Raw genomic sequence first — 14985 nt, 5'->3', positions numbered from 1 at the left:
CTCACAACTTCAGGTCGAGCAACCCATCACCCAGATCCTCGTCAGACAACGTCTGCTGGATCAAGGCCCGATGCGCCTGCTCGCTCCACAATTCGAACTTGTCGCCCATACCGAGCAATACCGCCTTCTTCTCAATGCCCACCGCACCGCGGTGGCTGGCGGGGATGCTGATGCGACCGTTGCCGTCCAGCTCCAGATGGGCGGCCGAGCCGACCAGCTTCTGCTGCAACAGGCGCACGACGCGCTGGGTGTTGGGCTTGGACATCACATCGTCGCGGACCCGCTCCCATTCCGACTCTGCGTACAACCACAGGCAGCCGGCTTCGAACGGGTTGTAGGTCAGTACGAGACGGTTGTTGCTGGCGCGCGCGACGAGGTCGCGGTAAGCGGTGGGAACCGCCATGCGCCCTTTATCGTCAACTGTGATGGCCGTCTCGCCCTGGAACACGACGCGTGCACCTATCCTTCGCCCGGTGAAACATTGAACCACGAAAACCCACAAAACACCCGGATTTCCCTCTGATGCCCACCTTAGCAGCGGGCCGAGGGTTGTCAACAACTTTTCAGCAGGGAAATCGCCAGCCGCATCAATGGCTTGCAACAACCTTTAGAGAATTGTTCAAGGCTTATCCACAAGTTGCTGATCCGTCTCAATTTTTGAGATTGAACGGAAGTTCAGGGGTGTGGACAGGGCGTGAAACATCGGCCGCGCATTCATCCAGAGTGGGCCAAAAACGGCGCCGGACTGCGCAAACCGTGCACAATGACGCCATGTGCCTGCTCGCTCTTGGCTGGATGCACCACCCGCGCTGGCGGCTGGTGATGACCGGCAACCGTGATGAGTTCCACGCCCGCCCGACGGCGGCGCTGGCCCCCTGGCAAGATGAGACCTCCGTCATCGGCGGACGCGACCTGCGCTCCGGTGGCGGCTGGGCCGGGGTGGGTGCCGCGGGCCGGATGGCGGTGGTCACCAATGTCCGCGATCCCCTGGCCGCCCAGACCGGCCCGTCGCGCGGCGCGCTGGTGGCCGACTTCCTGCGCGGCCGCGACCCGGCCGCCGTGCACATCGACCGATTAGCGACCATTGCCGGGGCCTATGCCCCGTTCAACCTGTTGCTAGCCGATGGCGACAGCCTGGAGTACCTGGGCAACCACCCGGCCGAGCGGCAGACCCTCGGCCCCGGCGTACACGGCATGTCCAACGGCGCGCTGGATGCCCCCTGGCCCAAGACGCGGCGGCTGATGGCGGCCCTGTCGGCCTGGCTGCAGTCCGGCGATGGCGAACTGGCCCCGCTGTGGACCGCGCTGGCCGACGAACACCGCCCCACCGACGACGAGCTGCCCGATACCGGCATCGGCCTGGAACGCGAACGCTGGCTGAGCCCGGCCTTCATCCGCGGCGACGACTACGGCACCCGCGCCAGCACCGTGCTGTTGATCGATGCCGACGGCCACGGCGAGATCCACGAGCGCCGTTTCGGCCCGCAGGGCGTCGCACTCGGCCAGAGTCGCGCCGACTTCTGACCCTGTACCTGTTTTCTGTGTCTATAAATGTCTGCCTGCACGCCACACGATGACTGGGCGCGGTCCTGCCGCACACCCGACCGATCCACAGGGAGTCTTCGATGCGTCGTGTTCTTGTTCTTGCTGCCACCCACCTGCTCACCCTCGGCCTCGGCTTTGGCCTGGGCGTCTACCTGCTGCCGATCCTGATCGCCCCCGATGATCCGCCTGCCGCGCTGGTGCAGGACGCCATGGGCAAGGCCGCCTACCACACCACCTTCCGGCGCGACCTCAAGGGCAGCGATGCGGTGCACTGGGCCGAAGGCAAGGTCAGCGTCAGCGCCACCCAGGTAGCCTTCGACGGAAAGATGGGGCCGGGGCCGGACTACAAGGTCTACCTGGTACACGGATTCGTCGACAACAAGGCCGACTTCCTGAAGGTCAAGGCACAGTCCCGGCGCATCGGCGAGGTGAAGACCTTCAACCGTTTCCTGGTCGATGTACCTGATGACGTCAACGTGGACGACTACACCACGGTCGTGGTGTGGTGCGAGCGCTTCTCGCAGTTCATTTCCGCCGGGCAGTACCGCACGCCGGGCTGAGGCCGGACATCATCCCGGTAGTGCCGGCCGCTGGCCGGCAACAGCACGATGCGTCTGCTGGTGAGGAGGTTGCCGGCCAGCGGCCGGCACTACCGATGCGCGGTTCATGCATATAGAAGAAGGAGGCGGAGCCGGCCGATAAGCCGGGTTCTGTCGTGGACAGTCATTCCTCTAGGCGTTACGTCACCGCAACGCTCAAGCAACCTACCCGGATCCAACGCGGGCCGCGCCAAAGGATCCCTATTTGGTCTTGCTCCAGGTGGGGTTTGCCGTGCCGGTCTGTTGCCAGACTCGCGGTGCGCTCTTACCGCACCATTTCACCCTTGCCGGCCTTCCGAAGAAGACGTAGGCGGTATCTTTCTGTTGCACTTTCCGTCGGCTTTCGCCGCCCAGGCGTTACCTGGCACCTTGCCCTATGGAGCCCGGACTTTCCTCGGCACCCCCGAAGGGATGACGCGACTGTCTGGCCGGCTCCGCCAGCGCGCATTCTAGCGCACACACGCTCTTCCTGCCGCGCTGATCGCGGCATCCGGCCCATCCATCCACGCATGGCGTGGATCTACCGATGCCGCTGCCCGGGTGGGTGCGGATTCTGCCCTGGTGGGTGCGGACCTTGGTCCGCACGATCCCTCAACTGCCGTACAACGCCTTGCGCGGTGCGCCGGTCAATTCGGCGGCCAGCTTGGCGGCCGTCGACGGCGGCAGGTGCTCGCTCAGCTTGGCGTACACGCGGCGGCCATGCGCCAGCTGCGCCTCCTCATCATCGCCAGCGCCCTGCACCATCACCACGAACTCGCCCTTGCGCTGGTTCTCGTCGCCTTCCACCTTCGCCAGCAGACCCGCCAGGTCGCCATCCAGCACGGTCTCGAACAGCTTGGTCAACTCGCGCGCCAGCACCGCCGGGCGCTCGCCGCCGAAGATCGCGGCCATGTCGGCCAGCGACTCGGCGATGCGGTGCGAGGATTCGTAGAACACCATCGTGCGCACTTCGCCGGCCAGCAGCTGCAGGCGGTCACGGCGTCCGCTGGCCTTGGCCGGCAGGAAGCCCTCGAAGCTGAAGCGGTCGCTGGGCAACCCGGCCACGCTCAGCGCGGCGATGGCAGCGCAGGCGCCCGGAATCGGGCTGACCTTGATGCCGGCCGCGCGCGCCGCACGCACCAGGCGGAAACCGGGGTCGCTGACCAGCGGCGTACCAGCATCGCTGACCAGCGCCAGCGATTCGCCGGCCTGCAGGCGCGACACCAGGCGCTGCGACAGCGCTTCCTCGTTGTGCTCGTGCAGGGCCACCAGCGGCTGCTGGATGCCGAAATGGGACAGCAGCTGGCCGCTGCGGCGGGTGTCCTCGGCACAGATGGCGGCCACCGAACGCAGCACCTCCTGCGCGCGCGGGCTCAGATCGGCCAGGTTGCCGATCGGGGTGGCGACGACGTACAGGGTTGGGACACTCATTTCAGCGGTACTCACGGGGCAAGGGTAGAATCGTAGCGTGTACCCGGCCACGGCCGCTGCCCTCATCGCATGGACCTGATCATGAACAAGCCCGCCGCACGGATCTCCGCCCTGTCGTTGTCGCTGATGCTGCTGGCCGGCTGTGCCACCACCAGCCTGACCAGCACGCCCGATTCGCCGGCCCAGAGCCAGGCGCTGGCGCTGATCGAACAGGGCAAGCCGCGCGACGCCGCATTGCAGCTGGAAGGCCTGGCCGCCACCCTGCGCGGGGGCGCGCGCAGCAACGCGCTGGCCGATGCGGCCTGGGCCTGGCACCTGGCCGGTGACAGCACCCGCGCGCGCAGCCTGCTGGGCCAGCTGACCGCCCGCCAGCTGTCCGGCGCCAGCCTGCAGCGCTACCAGCTGACCGGCGCCGAGCTGGCCCTGGCCGACAAGCAACCGGCGCAGGCGCTGGCACTGCTGAAGGATCATGCCGACAGCGTTGCGGTCGGCCTGCGCACCCGCTGGCTGCTGGCACGCGCCCAGGCACTGCAGGGCACCGGTGATGCCTTCGGTGCCGCCGCCGAACGTGCCCGCGCCCATGCCAGCCTGACCGGCAGCGCCCGCAACGACAACCAGGCGGCCATCGCCGGCCTGCTCGGCACCCTCGACGACGCCACCCTGCGCAGCCGTGCCGCCGCGTTGCCGGCCAACGACCCGCTGTACAACTTCGCCGGCCGTGCGCTGATCGCGCGCGGCCTGCCGCTGCCGCGCCCGTTCGATCGCGATGGCGCGGCCCAGTTCGATACCAGCAAGCGCCCGCCGGCGCTGAGCGATGGCTACCGCCCGCCGGTCAAGCTGGCCGTGCTGCTGCCGCTCAGCGGCCGTCTGGCCACCGCCGCGCAGCCGGTGCGTGATGGCCTGCTGGCCGCCTATTACGGCGAGACCCGCCGCCGCCCGGACATCAACTTCATCGACACCGCCGGCACCCCGGCCGGCGCACTGGCCGCGTATGACAAGGCCGTCGCCTCCGGTGCCGACTTCGTGGTCGGCCCGCTGGGCCGCGACGAAGTGGACGCGGTGTACGGCCGCCAGCAGCTGCAGGTGCCGGTGCTGGCGCTGAACCGCGGCAAGGATGCACCGCCGGCCGGCAGCGCCGGCTTCTCGCTGGCCCCGGAAGACGACGGCATCGTCGCCGCCGAATACCTGCGTGGCCGCGAGCGTGGCAAGGCACTGGTGATCAACAGCGCCGACGACACCGGCCGCCGTGCCGCCGCCGCCTTCGCGCAGCGCTTCGCCCAGCGTGGCGGCCAGGTGGTGGCCACGGTCGGCGTGACCGATGCGGTGGGTGATGTGGGCGCACAGGTGCGCAATGCCGGCCAGGTCGATGCCGTGTTCCTCGCCGTACGCGCACCGCAGGCGCGCCTGCTGGCGCCGCAGCTGGCACTGGCCGGTGCCGGTGGCGCCACCCGCGTCGGCACTTCGCAGCTGACTGTCGGCAGCGGCAAGGTGGAAGAAGACGTGGCGCTGGACGGCATCGTCTACCCGAACGAAGCCTGGAACGTGCGCAGCGTGTCCGGCCTGCCATCGGCCAGCCAGGTGGCCAGCACCCTGCCCAGCGCACGCGGTGCGGCCGGCCGCCTGTTCGCCTTCGGTGCCGACGCCTGGAAGATCACCGCCTACCTGGACAAGCTGTCCAACGAAGGCGGCCTGGACGGCGCCACTGGCACCCTGTTCCTGGACAGCAACGGCAACATCCTGCGCCAGCCGGCGTGGTCCACCTTCAATGGTGGCCGGCCGATGCCGATCGTCGGTGGTCGCTGAGCGCAGCCAACGTGGCTCGGCGGTGGAAGCCGCCGCCGAGCAGCATCTGCAACAGGCTGGCCTGCAGCCCCGTGCGCGCAACGTGCGCTATCGCGGCGGCGAACTGGACCTGGTGATGGACGACGCCGGCACCGTGGTGTTCGTGGAAGTGCGGTACCGCGCGCGTTCGGACTTCGGTGGCGGCGCCGCGTCGGTGGATGCGCGCAAGTGCCGGCGACTGGCGCATGCCGCGCAGCTGTTCCTGCAGGACCACCCCGCGCTGGCCAATGCGCCTTGTCGCTTCGATGTGGTCGAAGCCAGTGGCGAACCGCCGCAGCTGCACTGGCTGCGTGATGCGTTCCGGCTGGATGACTGCTGATGGCAACCCTTCGTTTTGGTAGAGGCCGACCTTGGTCGGCGCCCACCTGCTCTGGTAGTGGCCGACCTTGGTCGGCGCTTCTGTGCCAACCAAGGTTGGCACCTACCAAGAGCGCGCAGCCCGGTAGCAGCCGACCTTGGTCGGCGCTTCTGTGCCAACCAAGGTTGGCACCTACCAAAAGCGCGCAGCCCGGTAGCGGCCGACCTTGGTCGGCGCCCACCGGGGCGCACTTCCCCGTTGATACCCCTGCTTCCCCGCGAGATCCGTCATGAGTACCGCACTGCCCGCCGCACTGGTTGCCGAACTGTCTGCCCTGCTGGGCGCAGAGGGCTGGCGCATGGACGACAGCGCGCTGGAAGCGAACGCGCAGGACAACTCATGGCGCCACCAGCGCCCGGCGGCGGTGGCGCTGCCGGCCAACATCGAACAGGTGCAGGCGCTGGTGCGTGCGTGCCGCGCGCATGGCATCGCATTGGTCGCACGCGGTGCAGGCAGCGGCACTACGGGTGCGGCGGTACCGTTGCCGGGCAGCATCGTGCTGTCGTTCACCCGCATGGACCGCATTCTTGAAATCCGCGCGGGCGACCGCTGCGCGGTGGTGCAGCCGGGCGTGTTGAACGGCACGCTGCAGCAGGCGTTGGCACCGCACGGCCTGTTCTGGGCGCCGGACCCGTCCAGCGCGGAGATCTGCAGCGTGGGCGGCAACCTGGCCTGCAACGCCGGTGGCCCGCGCGCGGTGAAGTACGGCACCAGCCGCGACAACGTGCTGGGCCTGGTAGCGGTCACCGGCACCGGCGAGGTGATCCGCTGCGGCGGCGCCTACACCAAGGATTCCACCGGTTACGACCTGACCCATCTTCTGGTCGGCAGCGAAGGCACGTTGGCACTGATCGTGGAAGCCACCTTGAAGCTGACGCCGCTGCCGGTCAGCCAGGCCGGCCTGCGCGTGCTGTACCGCGATGCCGATGCTGCAGCTGCGGCTGTGTCACGGCTGATGTCGCAGCCGGTGGTGCCCACGCGCCTGGAATTCATGGATGCACGCAGCCTTGAACTGCTGCGGCTCAACGGCGCCGACGTGCCCGAGGCCGGCGCGATGCTGCTGGTCGAAGCCGATGGTGACCACGACACCCTGCCCTACCTGCTGCAGGCACTGGCCAGCGCCGCTGAAGGCGATGGCATGATCGCGCTGGACGTGGCGATGGAAGGCCGCGCGCGCGATCAGCTGTGGGCCGCACGCAAAGCCCTGTCGCCGGCACTGCGCAGTGTCGCCCCGGGCAAGATCAACGAAGACGTGGTGGTACCGGTGTCGCGCATTCCCGATCTGGTAGCGGGCGTGCAGGCACTGGCACGCGACTACACGCTCACCATCGTCACCTTCGGCCATGCCGGCAACGGCAACCTGCACGTCAACATCCTGTACCACCCGGAAGACGCCGACGAGAATGCACGCGCACACGCCGCACTGCCGAAGATCTTCGAGTTGACGTTGGCACTGGGCGGCACGCTGTCCGGTGAGCATGGCATCGGCCTGGCCAAGCGCGATTTCATGGCCAAGGCCTTCAGCGCGGAAACGCTGGCGGCAATGCGCGCAATCAAGGCCGCGCTGGACCCGGATGGCATCCTCAACCCCGGCAAGGTGCTGCCGCCGGCGTGAGGACGTGCAACGCTTTTGTAGAGTCGAGCTTGCTCGACTGCCTTTGCGCCAGGCGTAGAGTCGAGCTTGCTCGACTGTTGTCGGCTGCAGTCGAGCAAGCTCGACTCTACGAAGCGCAGCCGAGCGCGCGTGGTGGGGCCAGAGCCCATTGCATCCGCAACGGGATCTGACCCCAACCCGCTCACTTACCAGGCCAGGCGCACACCCACCTGCCCGCCCACATCGCGGTAGCCGTGGTCACCGCGCTGCACACTCAGGCCACCCCACGCCCCCAGGCGCTGGCTGATCTTCAACTCGGCACCGGCCTGCACCTCATAGCGGTTGCGCGGCAGGTCGGCCCGCAGCGTTTCACCGCGGAAGTCGATGGCATTGCGGCCACTGCTGCGCAGCCAGTTCACGCCCAGGTACGGCTGCACCAGCGTGCCATGCCTGCGTGCTGGCCGAACGCGCGCACACCCACGCGTCCGGCCAGCCCGCCTGCCTCTGCGCCATCAACCACCGTGCCGTTGCTTTCCACGTGTCGGTCGGCGCTGTAGTCGGTATAAGTCAGCTGCATCTGCGGCTGCACATACACATTGCTGGACGCGCCCTGCCAAACGTTGAGGGTGTAACCCGCCTCCAGCGAGCCGCTGCGCATGCGCGAATCGTAACTTTCCTGGTCCAGCGCAACGCCCTGCACGCGGTTGCTGAAACGCCCGTACTGCAGCTGTGCATCCACGTACGCGCCTTCGCTGCCATCGGCCTGCTGAAGCCAGGTGCCGTACACGCCCACCGCCGTGCCGCGCACGCGGCCCTTGGCGCTGTAACCGGTCAGGTCAGAAACCACCGTATTGTCCGCACGGCCACTGCCCAGCATCACACCCAGTGCGGCATTGCCGCGCCGCCACACATCCGTGCCGATCTGCATCACGGACGTATTTCCATCCACCGACAGCTGCCCGCCCACCGCAGTGAAATCGGAATTGCTGCGGGCCACGCGCGCCCAGGCAGCACGTTCCTCGCTCATTGCCACTGCGCCCATGCGGTCGCTCAGACGGTGCGCGAACATGTTCACTGCCGCCGACTGGTTGGCCAGATAGGCACCCGCTTCCGGGCGCAGCACCGGCGGCGGAGTGACCGGATCGACCGGGTCTACCGGATCGATCGGGTCGATCGGATCGATCGGATCCACCGGGTCCGGGTCGGGATCTGGGCCGGGGTCCACCACACAGCCTGGCGCATTCGGATCCTCTTCGCAGATATCGAACCACTGCGAACGCAGGTACCAGTTGCCATCGTTCGGGTCTAGCAGGCCGCCCTTGAACAGGAAGTACTCGTACGCACCGCCCACGGCGCGGCCGGCCAGCGAATAGTCCGCCAGTGACGCACCGTCGATGCGGATCAACGAAATGCCGTCGAAGGTGGCTGCACCCACGCCGCCGATATTGTTCACCACGATGGACGCATTGCCACTGGCATCGCCGCGCACGTGCAGGCGATCGATGTCCGAAGTGTCACCGGCCAGCGCGCCATTGAACAGGAAGGTGGAGCCTTCGCTGTGCAGATCGCCGTCCACCGTCAACACGTTGAAGCGACCGCTGCCATCCGACAGGGCCAGCGTGCTGTCGCGCAGTGCAAGTTCCTGCACGGTGGCATTGCCATTGAGTATCCACTGGCTACCGCCATCCAGTGCCATGCCCTGCACAAGATGGGACGCACCATACCAGCCCGCGTTGTTGGTCAACTGCACATGCACTTCAGACTGCGGTACCAGGCCGGCGTCTTCGTCCTCGGGGGTGATCACGATGTCGCCGATCATCACCGCACCACCGTCCAGCTTCACATCGAAGCGCCCGGCCACGGCCGCATCCAGCGCCAGTGCAATGCCATTGCCGCCGGAAACCACTGCGCCATTGGCCAGGGTCAGGCCGGGGTCGCGGCTGCTGCGCATCCAGATGCCACCGTGCTGGGCGCTGACCAGCGAGCCGCCATCGATGGAGAGCCTGCCGTTGTCATTCACCACCGCCGCCCACGCACCCTCGCCTTCGCTGCGCACGTGGGTGTTGGTCAGGCTCATCTCGCCGTTGCCGCCGGTCAGAACGCCATGCGACTCACGACCCGTGGTGCGTATCTCACTGTCGGCCAAACTCACCACCGCGCCCGAACGTGCGATCACGCCCAGGGCCATCTCGCCTTCAGTAAGCACGCGGGTGTTCTCGACTGCAACAACAGGCGTGCGCCCGATGCTGGCCTCGGCGAAGATGCCGTGGCCGCTCTCGCCCAGCGTATGTAGCGCACTGGAGGCGATGTGGGCCTTGCCCCCCAATACTGAAACCGCCTGCCCGTGCAGCCCGTCAGAGGTGACCTGCGACCCGGTCAACTCCAGCTCGCCGTTATCCAGCATTCGAATGCCAACGCTACCACGCGTAGTGATCGATGAATCGCTTACGGTTGCAGTGCCGTCGCGTTGATTGATGTCGATGCCGATGGACTGACTCTGCAGATGGCTGTTGCGAAGCGTCAGCTCAGAGCCTTCGGTCAGGTTGATGCCGAAGTGACCGGACAGGTCTACCCCATCCAGCGTCGCCTTGCCACCGCCACTGGTGGCAAAACTCAGCGCACTGGCATTGGCACCTCCGGCATGCACGCTGCCGCCACGCATTTCCAGCTCGCCCCCCACCAGCAGGCCGCTGCCGGACCTGTCGTGCGTCAGCGCGATATCCACATCCTCAAGCACCGCCTTGCTGCCCAACGCCACCAACGCACCGGATGCGCCCGAGCCCGTGCCGTTGATCTGTACCGAGCGCAGCGTCGCCGTGCTGCTACCTGCTGCCCACAGTCCGGTGCCGCTTCCAGCAATATCGATGCGCACCCTTTCAGCAAGCAGCGTGCCCCCATTGATATCCAATCCATTGGCTTGGCTGCCGGCAATTTCAATGACGCTGTCAAAGATCTGCGCGTCGCCGCCAGCGACAGACAAGCCGTGGGACAGTGCGCCACGGGTCACGATGTGGGCGCGCTCCAAGGCAAGTAGGCCGTCCAGCGCTTCGGCGCCAGTCGCCGCTACGCCGGATGTCTCGATGCTGATGTCGCTTGCCTGCACATAGCCACCGTTGGCCGAGGAAAGCCCAGCAGCCCCATCACCCAGCGTGGCGACCGTAGCGTCCTTCAGCAGAATGAAGCTGCCGGTCCCCTCGGCACGGGCTGCGGCTGCGCGCAGGCCTTCGGTACGAAGATTCACTGCCCCCGCAGGCTGGATTTGACCACCATTGATGGCGAGGAATGCGTAGCCGGCAGGGTTGCCCGGCTCTACCGGCTCAGTCGTCGTGTAATCGCCCGCAGCGGGCGTCTGCTGATCGCCGTCGGCGACGACCTGCTGGGCATGGGTCGGAAGCGCAGTAACCAAGGCCATCGCGAGCGCTGCAGCCAACGCCGTACGAGGGGGAAGCAAAGTGTGCATTGCATGTCTCCGTCTGAAGGCAGACATGCTGGTGATGCGCCGGCCGTGCGCCCATCGAAAGACTTGCAAAGGCGCCTGCGACTGGTTGTCGCAGTGCTGTCCGCTGCCTGAACCTCTCGGCTTGCCACGCTGGCTTTACAACTAATTGCATGGGGCGGAATCGAGGGCAGAGCGAAAATTCGGGCCATACAAGACACCTGCATTCGCAAAAGCATCTGGACTTCACACCTTTTTCACGTGATGACAACCTATACATCACGGCGCAGTTCCAGTGGGTCGAAAGCGCAGGCGAATCAGCACTTCTCATCCGATAAGGAAACGATCATGCGAAAGCTTACGTCCCCCCCTGCGTACCCGCGCCTTCCCCTGGCTCAGGCCGTACTGCTGGCCATCACCACGTTTGCGGTGGGCTCTGCATGGGCTGGCGACCTGGACAATCAGAACGCAACCGTCGCCGCCGGCGATCCGGTCGAAGCGTGGACGCTGGTCAATGGCTCAACCTTGACCGGGCAGAACGCGCAGATGAATCAGATCAAGGCCGGGGACACCTCGCTGGTGACGCTGGATGGCGGCACCGTAACCCGAGCGGGCACCGGCGCTTCGCAGCAGAACTCAGTGAGTCTGTCTGGCGATGCGGTCCTGCGATCCACTGGCACGACGTTCCGCGGCGGCGCAGTCAACCTGCTGAGCGGAAGCGCTCAGGCGTACCTGACCAGTGGGCAGATCATCGTCACTGCGGCAGACATGTTACCCACTGCAGGCGGGTCATTTGGCGTGGATCTCAGTGCCAGTGGTGGAAACCCGTACGCAAGGCTGGATTCAATGCGTATCCATGTCGAGGACGCGCCCAGCGCCTCCAGTGACATCAACAGCGGCCTGGGTGTACGGGCACAGTCGGGCAAGATTGATATCGTCAACGGCTCTGAGGTATATGGCGCCAATGTCGGTGCCATGCTGTGGGGCTTCAACAGCGCCGGCGGCAGGGTTGGCCTGACCGTGGATAACTCCATCCTGCAGTCAGGCCGTGGGGCTGCCATCCAGGTCATGCCGCTCACCGCTACCGACTACGACATTGCGGTGCGTAACAATTCCAGGCTGGTGAGTGGTGACGGCAATCTTCTGCTGGTGGGTTATAGAAGCCCGGCCAATCCCCGCACCGACGTCAACTTCACCGTGGACGATTCGCGCCTGGCCGGCAACGTAACCTTCGACCCCACCACCGTCACCAACGGCTCGCTCGATGTAGTCCTGCGCAACAAGGCGCAGATCGACGGCCGCTTCAACAACGTCACCACGGCCGACATCGGCAGCGAAAGCACCTGGCTGATGACCGGCGACAGCACGGTCGGCGCGCTCACCCTGGGTGCCACCGGCACCGTCGCACTCGGCAACGGCAGCACGTTCAACACCCTCAACGTCGATAGCTTCACCGGCAGCGGCGGCACCCTGCTGTTCAACACCCAGCTGGGCGATGACACCTCGGCCACCGACAAGCTGATCGTGGCCGGCGATACCAGCGGCCAGGCCAATGTGCGCGTGGTCAATGCTGGCGGCGCCGGTGCCAAGACCGACAAGGGCATCGAGCTGATCCGCGTGGGCGGCGCGTCCAACGGCCAGTTCGATCTGCAGGGCCGCGCGGTGGGCGGAAAGTACGAGTACTTCCTGTTCAAGGACGCCACCAACGGCGGCTGGTACCTGCGCTCGGAGCTGGCCACGGTGCCGGACCCGTGCGTGGTTGACCCGACCCTGCCGCAGTGCAAGCCGATTGTGGATCCGGTGGACCCGGTTGATCCGGTGGACCCCACCCCGGTGCTGCGCCCGGAAACCGGTGCCTACCTGGCCAACCAGTTCGCGGTGGACCAGCTGCTGCGCCATGGCTGGCGCGACCGCCAGGGTGGCAGCTTCAGCGACGACGGCGTGCGTGGTTGGGCGCGCGTGGATGCCAACCAGAGCAAGTTGGGCGCGGTGAATGACCAGCTGGACCTGCGCGTGGACCGCTCACGCGTGCAGCTGGGTGCCGACATGGGCGTGTTCGACAACGGCCGCGGCCGTCTGGGCGTGATGGGTACCCTGGCGCAGTCCAGCGCGACCTCGCGTTCCGAGCTGACCGGCTACAGCGCCAAGGGCAAGGTGGAAGGCGGCGCTCTGGGCGTGTACGGCAGCTGGAACAACGATGCCCTGTACGTGGATGCCAGCGTGCAGCGCGGCCAGTTCCGCAACCGCGTGCAGGGCGAAGGCCTGGCCGAGGAGCGCTACGATTCGGATATCTGGCAGAGCGCGCTGGAAGCCGGCTACCGCATCGGCATCGGACAGATCGGCAGCACCGCCGTGAGCCTGCAGCCGGAACTGCAGTTGATCTACACCAACTCCAGTACCGACCGCCACGAAGAAACCAACGGCACCGTGGTGCGTGCGTTGGACAACAACGGCCTGTCCGGCCGCTTGGGCCTGCGCCTGCAGGGCGAGGGCCACAGCACCACCGGTGCATCGGTCAGCCCGTACGTGGTGGCCAACTGGTATCGCGATGGCGCCAACAACGGCATCGCCTTCGATGATGAAGTGTTGAAGGCCGGAATCCCGCGCAACCGCTATGAACTGAGTGCCGGTGCGCGCGTGCAGTTCCGCAGTGGGCTGAGTGCCTGGGGTGGCTTCGGTGTGATGCGCGGTGACCACGGCTACCGCGAGACCACTGCCAACCTGAGCGTGGCCTACAAGTGGTGAGATAGATAAGGAAACGGCGCCGGAGAGATCCGGCGCCGTTCTGCTTTGCTCTTGTAGAGCCGAGCCCACGCTCGGCTGCATCTGCCTTCTGTAGAGTCGAGCCATGCTCGACTGCTTTTTGCGCGCGGTGAGTCGAGCATGGCTCGACTCTACAGAGGGCCATCAATGCCAGCGTGGTCGCGGCTGCCACGCGCATTCGACAGCGATGACGCGTAACAGGTCTCCTCAGCGAACGACCTCATATGTCGTGCGAACCAGCCCATCGCCTACGACCACTCATCAAACCCGGAGACCGTCTCGTAGGTGGCCCGCCCCATGACGATGGCGTCGATCTTCCCGATGAACGTGTCCCAGATCAGTGCTGGATGCTCGACCGTCGCGTTGACGCTATGGCGACGTGCTGGCAGGTCGGTCAGCCAATCAAGCGTACCGTCGTCGCGGGCGATCTTGCCGTCGACACTTGTTCCGATGAACACCCGTCCGCGCCAGGTTCGAGCCATAGTCATTTCCATCTCCATCAATCGGTCGGGGGTGAGAGGGTACAGCCTTCAGCGGAATCGACCGCAGACACACTCGGCTGCATTGCTTTCTGTAGAGCCGAGCCCACGCTCGGCTGCACGTGATAAGCCGAGCGTGGGCTCGGCTCTACAAGATATGTCGCGATCTGCACGTGCTGACGGCTTTCGCCACGTCGCTGCAAACATTCGTACTTTCTCTACTTTCCAACTTTTCTCATTGGCAGCACGGGCGCTGCATGCAAATCATGTGTGGCCACCGACAACGGGTGGCACGGGCTTGCAATCCCGTTTGGTAACACCAGTTACGCTTGTCTGCCGGCGTCGCCCATCCCCTGTGGGTGGCGTCGGCAGGCATTCTGCCCGCCCATCTATGGCGGGCGGTGCGTGGGGGCCTCGTGCCCGCCGGCGTTTTGACTGGAGTTACCACCGGTATTGCAACCACGCATCGTCCGCCGCCCTTGCTGTTAAGCAGGGCGGCTCCTTCGCGTAACGCATGAGGAAGCCACCATGAGCGCCAATCGCTACCCGTTCCTGTTCGCCACCCTGGGCGATCTTGCCAACCAGCTGCCCGCCGAGATTGCCGAGCCGCTCGAAACCACCCTCGCCGCCAATCCTGCGGCCAATGGCATCAACTTGCTGGACTGTCTGCAACGCATCCGCGAGGTGGAGGCGGCCGATGGCCAACCGCTGCAGCGGAAGGGCCGTTCGTCCGGCCAGTGCATGGCGCTGGCACGCATCAACCGCGCCAATGCCGGGCTGACGGTGCTGTTGGAACTGCTGCACGCCAGCGAGCGCGTGCGTGTTGATGGCGAGGAAGCGCAGCAGGTGGGCAACGATGTGCGCGAGGGCCTGCTGCTGGCGTGCCGTGGTTTGTCGGAGTACGTGGATACGCAGGTCTACGTGGCCTAACCGGCACCGCCGGGCTTCGGTAGAGTCGA

At 66.2% G+C, this 14985-nt stretch carries 12 protein-coding genes and 1 other RNA gene; 7 read left to right on the top strand and 6 right to left on the bottom strand.

All coding sequences use genetic code 11. The features are described from left to right. Position 1: 1 nt before the first annotated feature. Positions 2 to 448, bottom strand: coding sequence for a division/cell wall cluster transcriptional repressor MraZ (gene mraZ / locus VN11_RS03220; protein WP_004143635.1), 447 nt, complete (start codon positions 446 to 448; stop codon positions 2 to 4). Positions 449 to 771: 323 nt separating this feature from the next. On the opposite strand from mraZ, the gene VN11_RS03215 reads away from it, so the two are divergent. After that, entirely contained in the window at positions 772 to 1524 is a 753-nt protein-coding gene (locus tag VN11_RS03215) for an NRDE family protein (protein ID WP_053448796.1), read from the top strand. Between the two features lie 101 nt (positions 1525 to 1625). Beyond that, positions 1626 to 2105 carry a DM13 domain-containing protein gene (locus VN11_RS03210; protein WP_053448795.1) on the top strand — a complete coding sequence of 160 codons (480 nt, stop codon included), beginning with the start codon at positions 1626 to 1628 and terminating at the stop codon, positions 2103 to 2105. Between the two features lie 123 nt (positions 2106 to 2228). Here the strand turns inward: VN11_RS03210 and rnpB are convergent. After that, positions 2229 to 2580, bottom strand: an RNA gene (gene rnpB / locus VN11_RS21675) — RNase P RNA component class A. A gap of 155 nt (positions 2581 to 2735) precedes the next feature. Further along, complete coding sequence (rsmI, locus tag VN11_RS03205) at positions 2736 to 3554, bottom strand: 16S rRNA (cytidine(1402)-2'-O)-methyltransferase (RefSeq protein ID WP_008265809.1); 819 nt, start codon at positions 3552 to 3554, stop codon at positions 2736 to 2738. Between the two features lie 81 nt (positions 3555 to 3635). On the opposite strand from rsmI, the gene VN11_RS03200 reads away from it, so the two are divergent. The 3 genes from VN11_RS03200 to VN11_RS03190 all read left to right on the top strand — a co-directional run bounded on the left by VN11_RS03200 (position 3636) and on the right by VN11_RS03190 (position 7369). Then, the gene (locus VN11_RS03200) at positions 3636 to 5357 is read left to right on the top strand and encodes a penicillin-binding protein activator (protein WP_053451241.1); all 1722 of its coding nucleotides are present in this window, start codon (positions 3636 to 3638) and stop codon (positions 5355 to 5357) included. Then, positions 5347 to 5715 carry a YraN family protein gene (locus VN11_RS03195; RefSeq protein WP_187299796.1) on the top strand — a complete coding sequence of 123 codons (369 nt, stop codon included), beginning with the start codon at positions 5347 to 5349 and terminating at the stop codon, positions 5713 to 5715. Before VN11_RS03200 ends, VN11_RS03195 begins: the two co-directional genes overlap by 11 nt. Before the next feature lie 268 nt (positions 5716 to 5983). After that, complete coding sequence (locus VN11_RS03190; RefSeq protein ID WP_053448793.1) at positions 5984 to 7369, top strand: FAD-binding oxidoreductase; 1386 nt, start codon at positions 5984 to 5986, stop codon at positions 7367 to 7369. 185 nt (positions 7370 to 7554) lie between these two features. On the opposite strand, the gene VN11_RS22915 is transcribed toward VN11_RS03190, so the two are convergent. Next, positions 7555 to 7785: an autotransporter outer membrane beta-barrel domain-containing protein gene (locus tag VN11_RS22915; RefSeq protein ID WP_322111085.1), complete on the bottom strand. Its 231-nt coding sequence runs from the start codon at positions 7783 to 7785 to the stop codon at positions 7555 to 7557. Further along, the gene (locus tag VN11_RS03185) at positions 7764 to 10760 is read right to left on the bottom strand and encodes an autotransporter outer membrane beta-barrel domain-containing protein (RefSeq protein ID WP_322111084.1); all 2997 of its coding nucleotides are present in this window, start codon (positions 10758 to 10760) and stop codon (positions 7764 to 7766) included. The genes VN11_RS22915 and VN11_RS03185 overlap by 22 nt, the downstream gene beginning before the upstream one ends. A gap of 372 nt (positions 10761 to 11132) precedes the next feature. Here VN11_RS03185 and VN11_RS03180 point away from each other — a divergent pair, with 372 nt between their 5' ends. After that, positions 11133 to 13529, top strand: a complete 2397-nt coding sequence (locus VN11_RS03180) for an autotransporter outer membrane beta-barrel domain-containing protein (protein ID WP_053448792.1) — start codon at positions 11133 to 11135, stop codon at positions 13527 to 13529. Between the two features lie 266 nt (positions 13530 to 13795). Here VN11_RS03180 and VN11_RS03175 read toward each other — a convergent pair whose 3' ends face one another. After that, positions 13796 to 14029, bottom strand: a complete 234-nt coding sequence (locus tag VN11_RS03175; RefSeq protein WP_187299795.1) for a hypothetical protein — start codon at positions 14027 to 14029, stop codon at positions 13796 to 13798. 525 nt (positions 14030 to 14554) lie between these two features. Here VN11_RS03175 and VN11_RS03170 point away from each other — a divergent pair. Then, complete coding sequence (locus tag VN11_RS03170; protein ID WP_053448791.1) at positions 14555 to 14956, top strand: hypothetical protein; 402 nt, start codon at positions 14555 to 14557, stop codon at positions 14954 to 14956. The last annotated feature ends 29 nt before the right edge of the window (positions 14957 to 14985 follow it).

The sequence above is a fragment of the Stenotrophomonas maltophilia genome (assembly GCF_001274595.1).
Lineage (GTDB): Bacteria > Pseudomonadota > Gammaproteobacteria > Xanthomonadales > Xanthomonadaceae > Stenotrophomonas > Stenotrophomonas forensis.
This window is presented reverse-complemented; position numbering and strand designations above follow the sequence as displayed.

Bases quoted from the DNA above. Each gene is read 5' to 3' on its own strand.
- VN11_RS03215 (WP_053448796.1), top strand. From the start codon at position 772: ATGTGCCTGCTCGCTCTTGGCTGGATGCACCACCCGCGCTGGCGGCTG.
- VN11_RS03210 (WP_053448795.1), top strand. From the start codon at position 1,626: ATGCGTCGTGTTCTTGTTCTTGCTGCCACCCACCTGCTCACCCTCGGC.
- rsmI (WP_008265809.1), bottom strand. From the start codon at position 3,554: ATGAGTGTCCCAACCCTGTACGTCGTCGCCACCCCGATCGGCAACCTG.
- VN11_RS03200 (WP_053451241.1), top strand. From the start codon at position 3,636: ATGAACAAGCCCGCCGCACGGATCTCCGCCCTGTCGTTGTCGCTGATG.
- VN11_RS03190 (WP_053448793.1), top strand. From the start codon at position 5,984: ATGAGTACCGCACTGCCCGCCGCACTGGTTGCCGAACTGTCTGCCCTG.
- VN11_RS03185 (WP_322111084.1), bottom strand. From the start codon at position 10,760: ATGGCCTTGGTTACTGCGCTTCCGACCCATGCCCAGCAGGTCGTCGCC.
- VN11_RS03180 (WP_053448792.1), top strand. From the start codon at position 11,133: ATGCGAAAGCTTACGTCCCCCCCTGCGTACCCGCGCCTTCCCCTGGCT.
- VN11_RS03175 (WP_187299795.1), bottom strand. From the start codon at position 14,029: ATGGCTCGAACCTGGCGCGGACGGGTGTTCATCGGAACAAGTGTCGAC.
- VN11_RS03170 (WP_053448791.1), top strand. From the start codon at position 14,555: ATGAGCGCCAATCGCTACCCGTTCCTGTTCGCCACCCTGGGCGATCTT.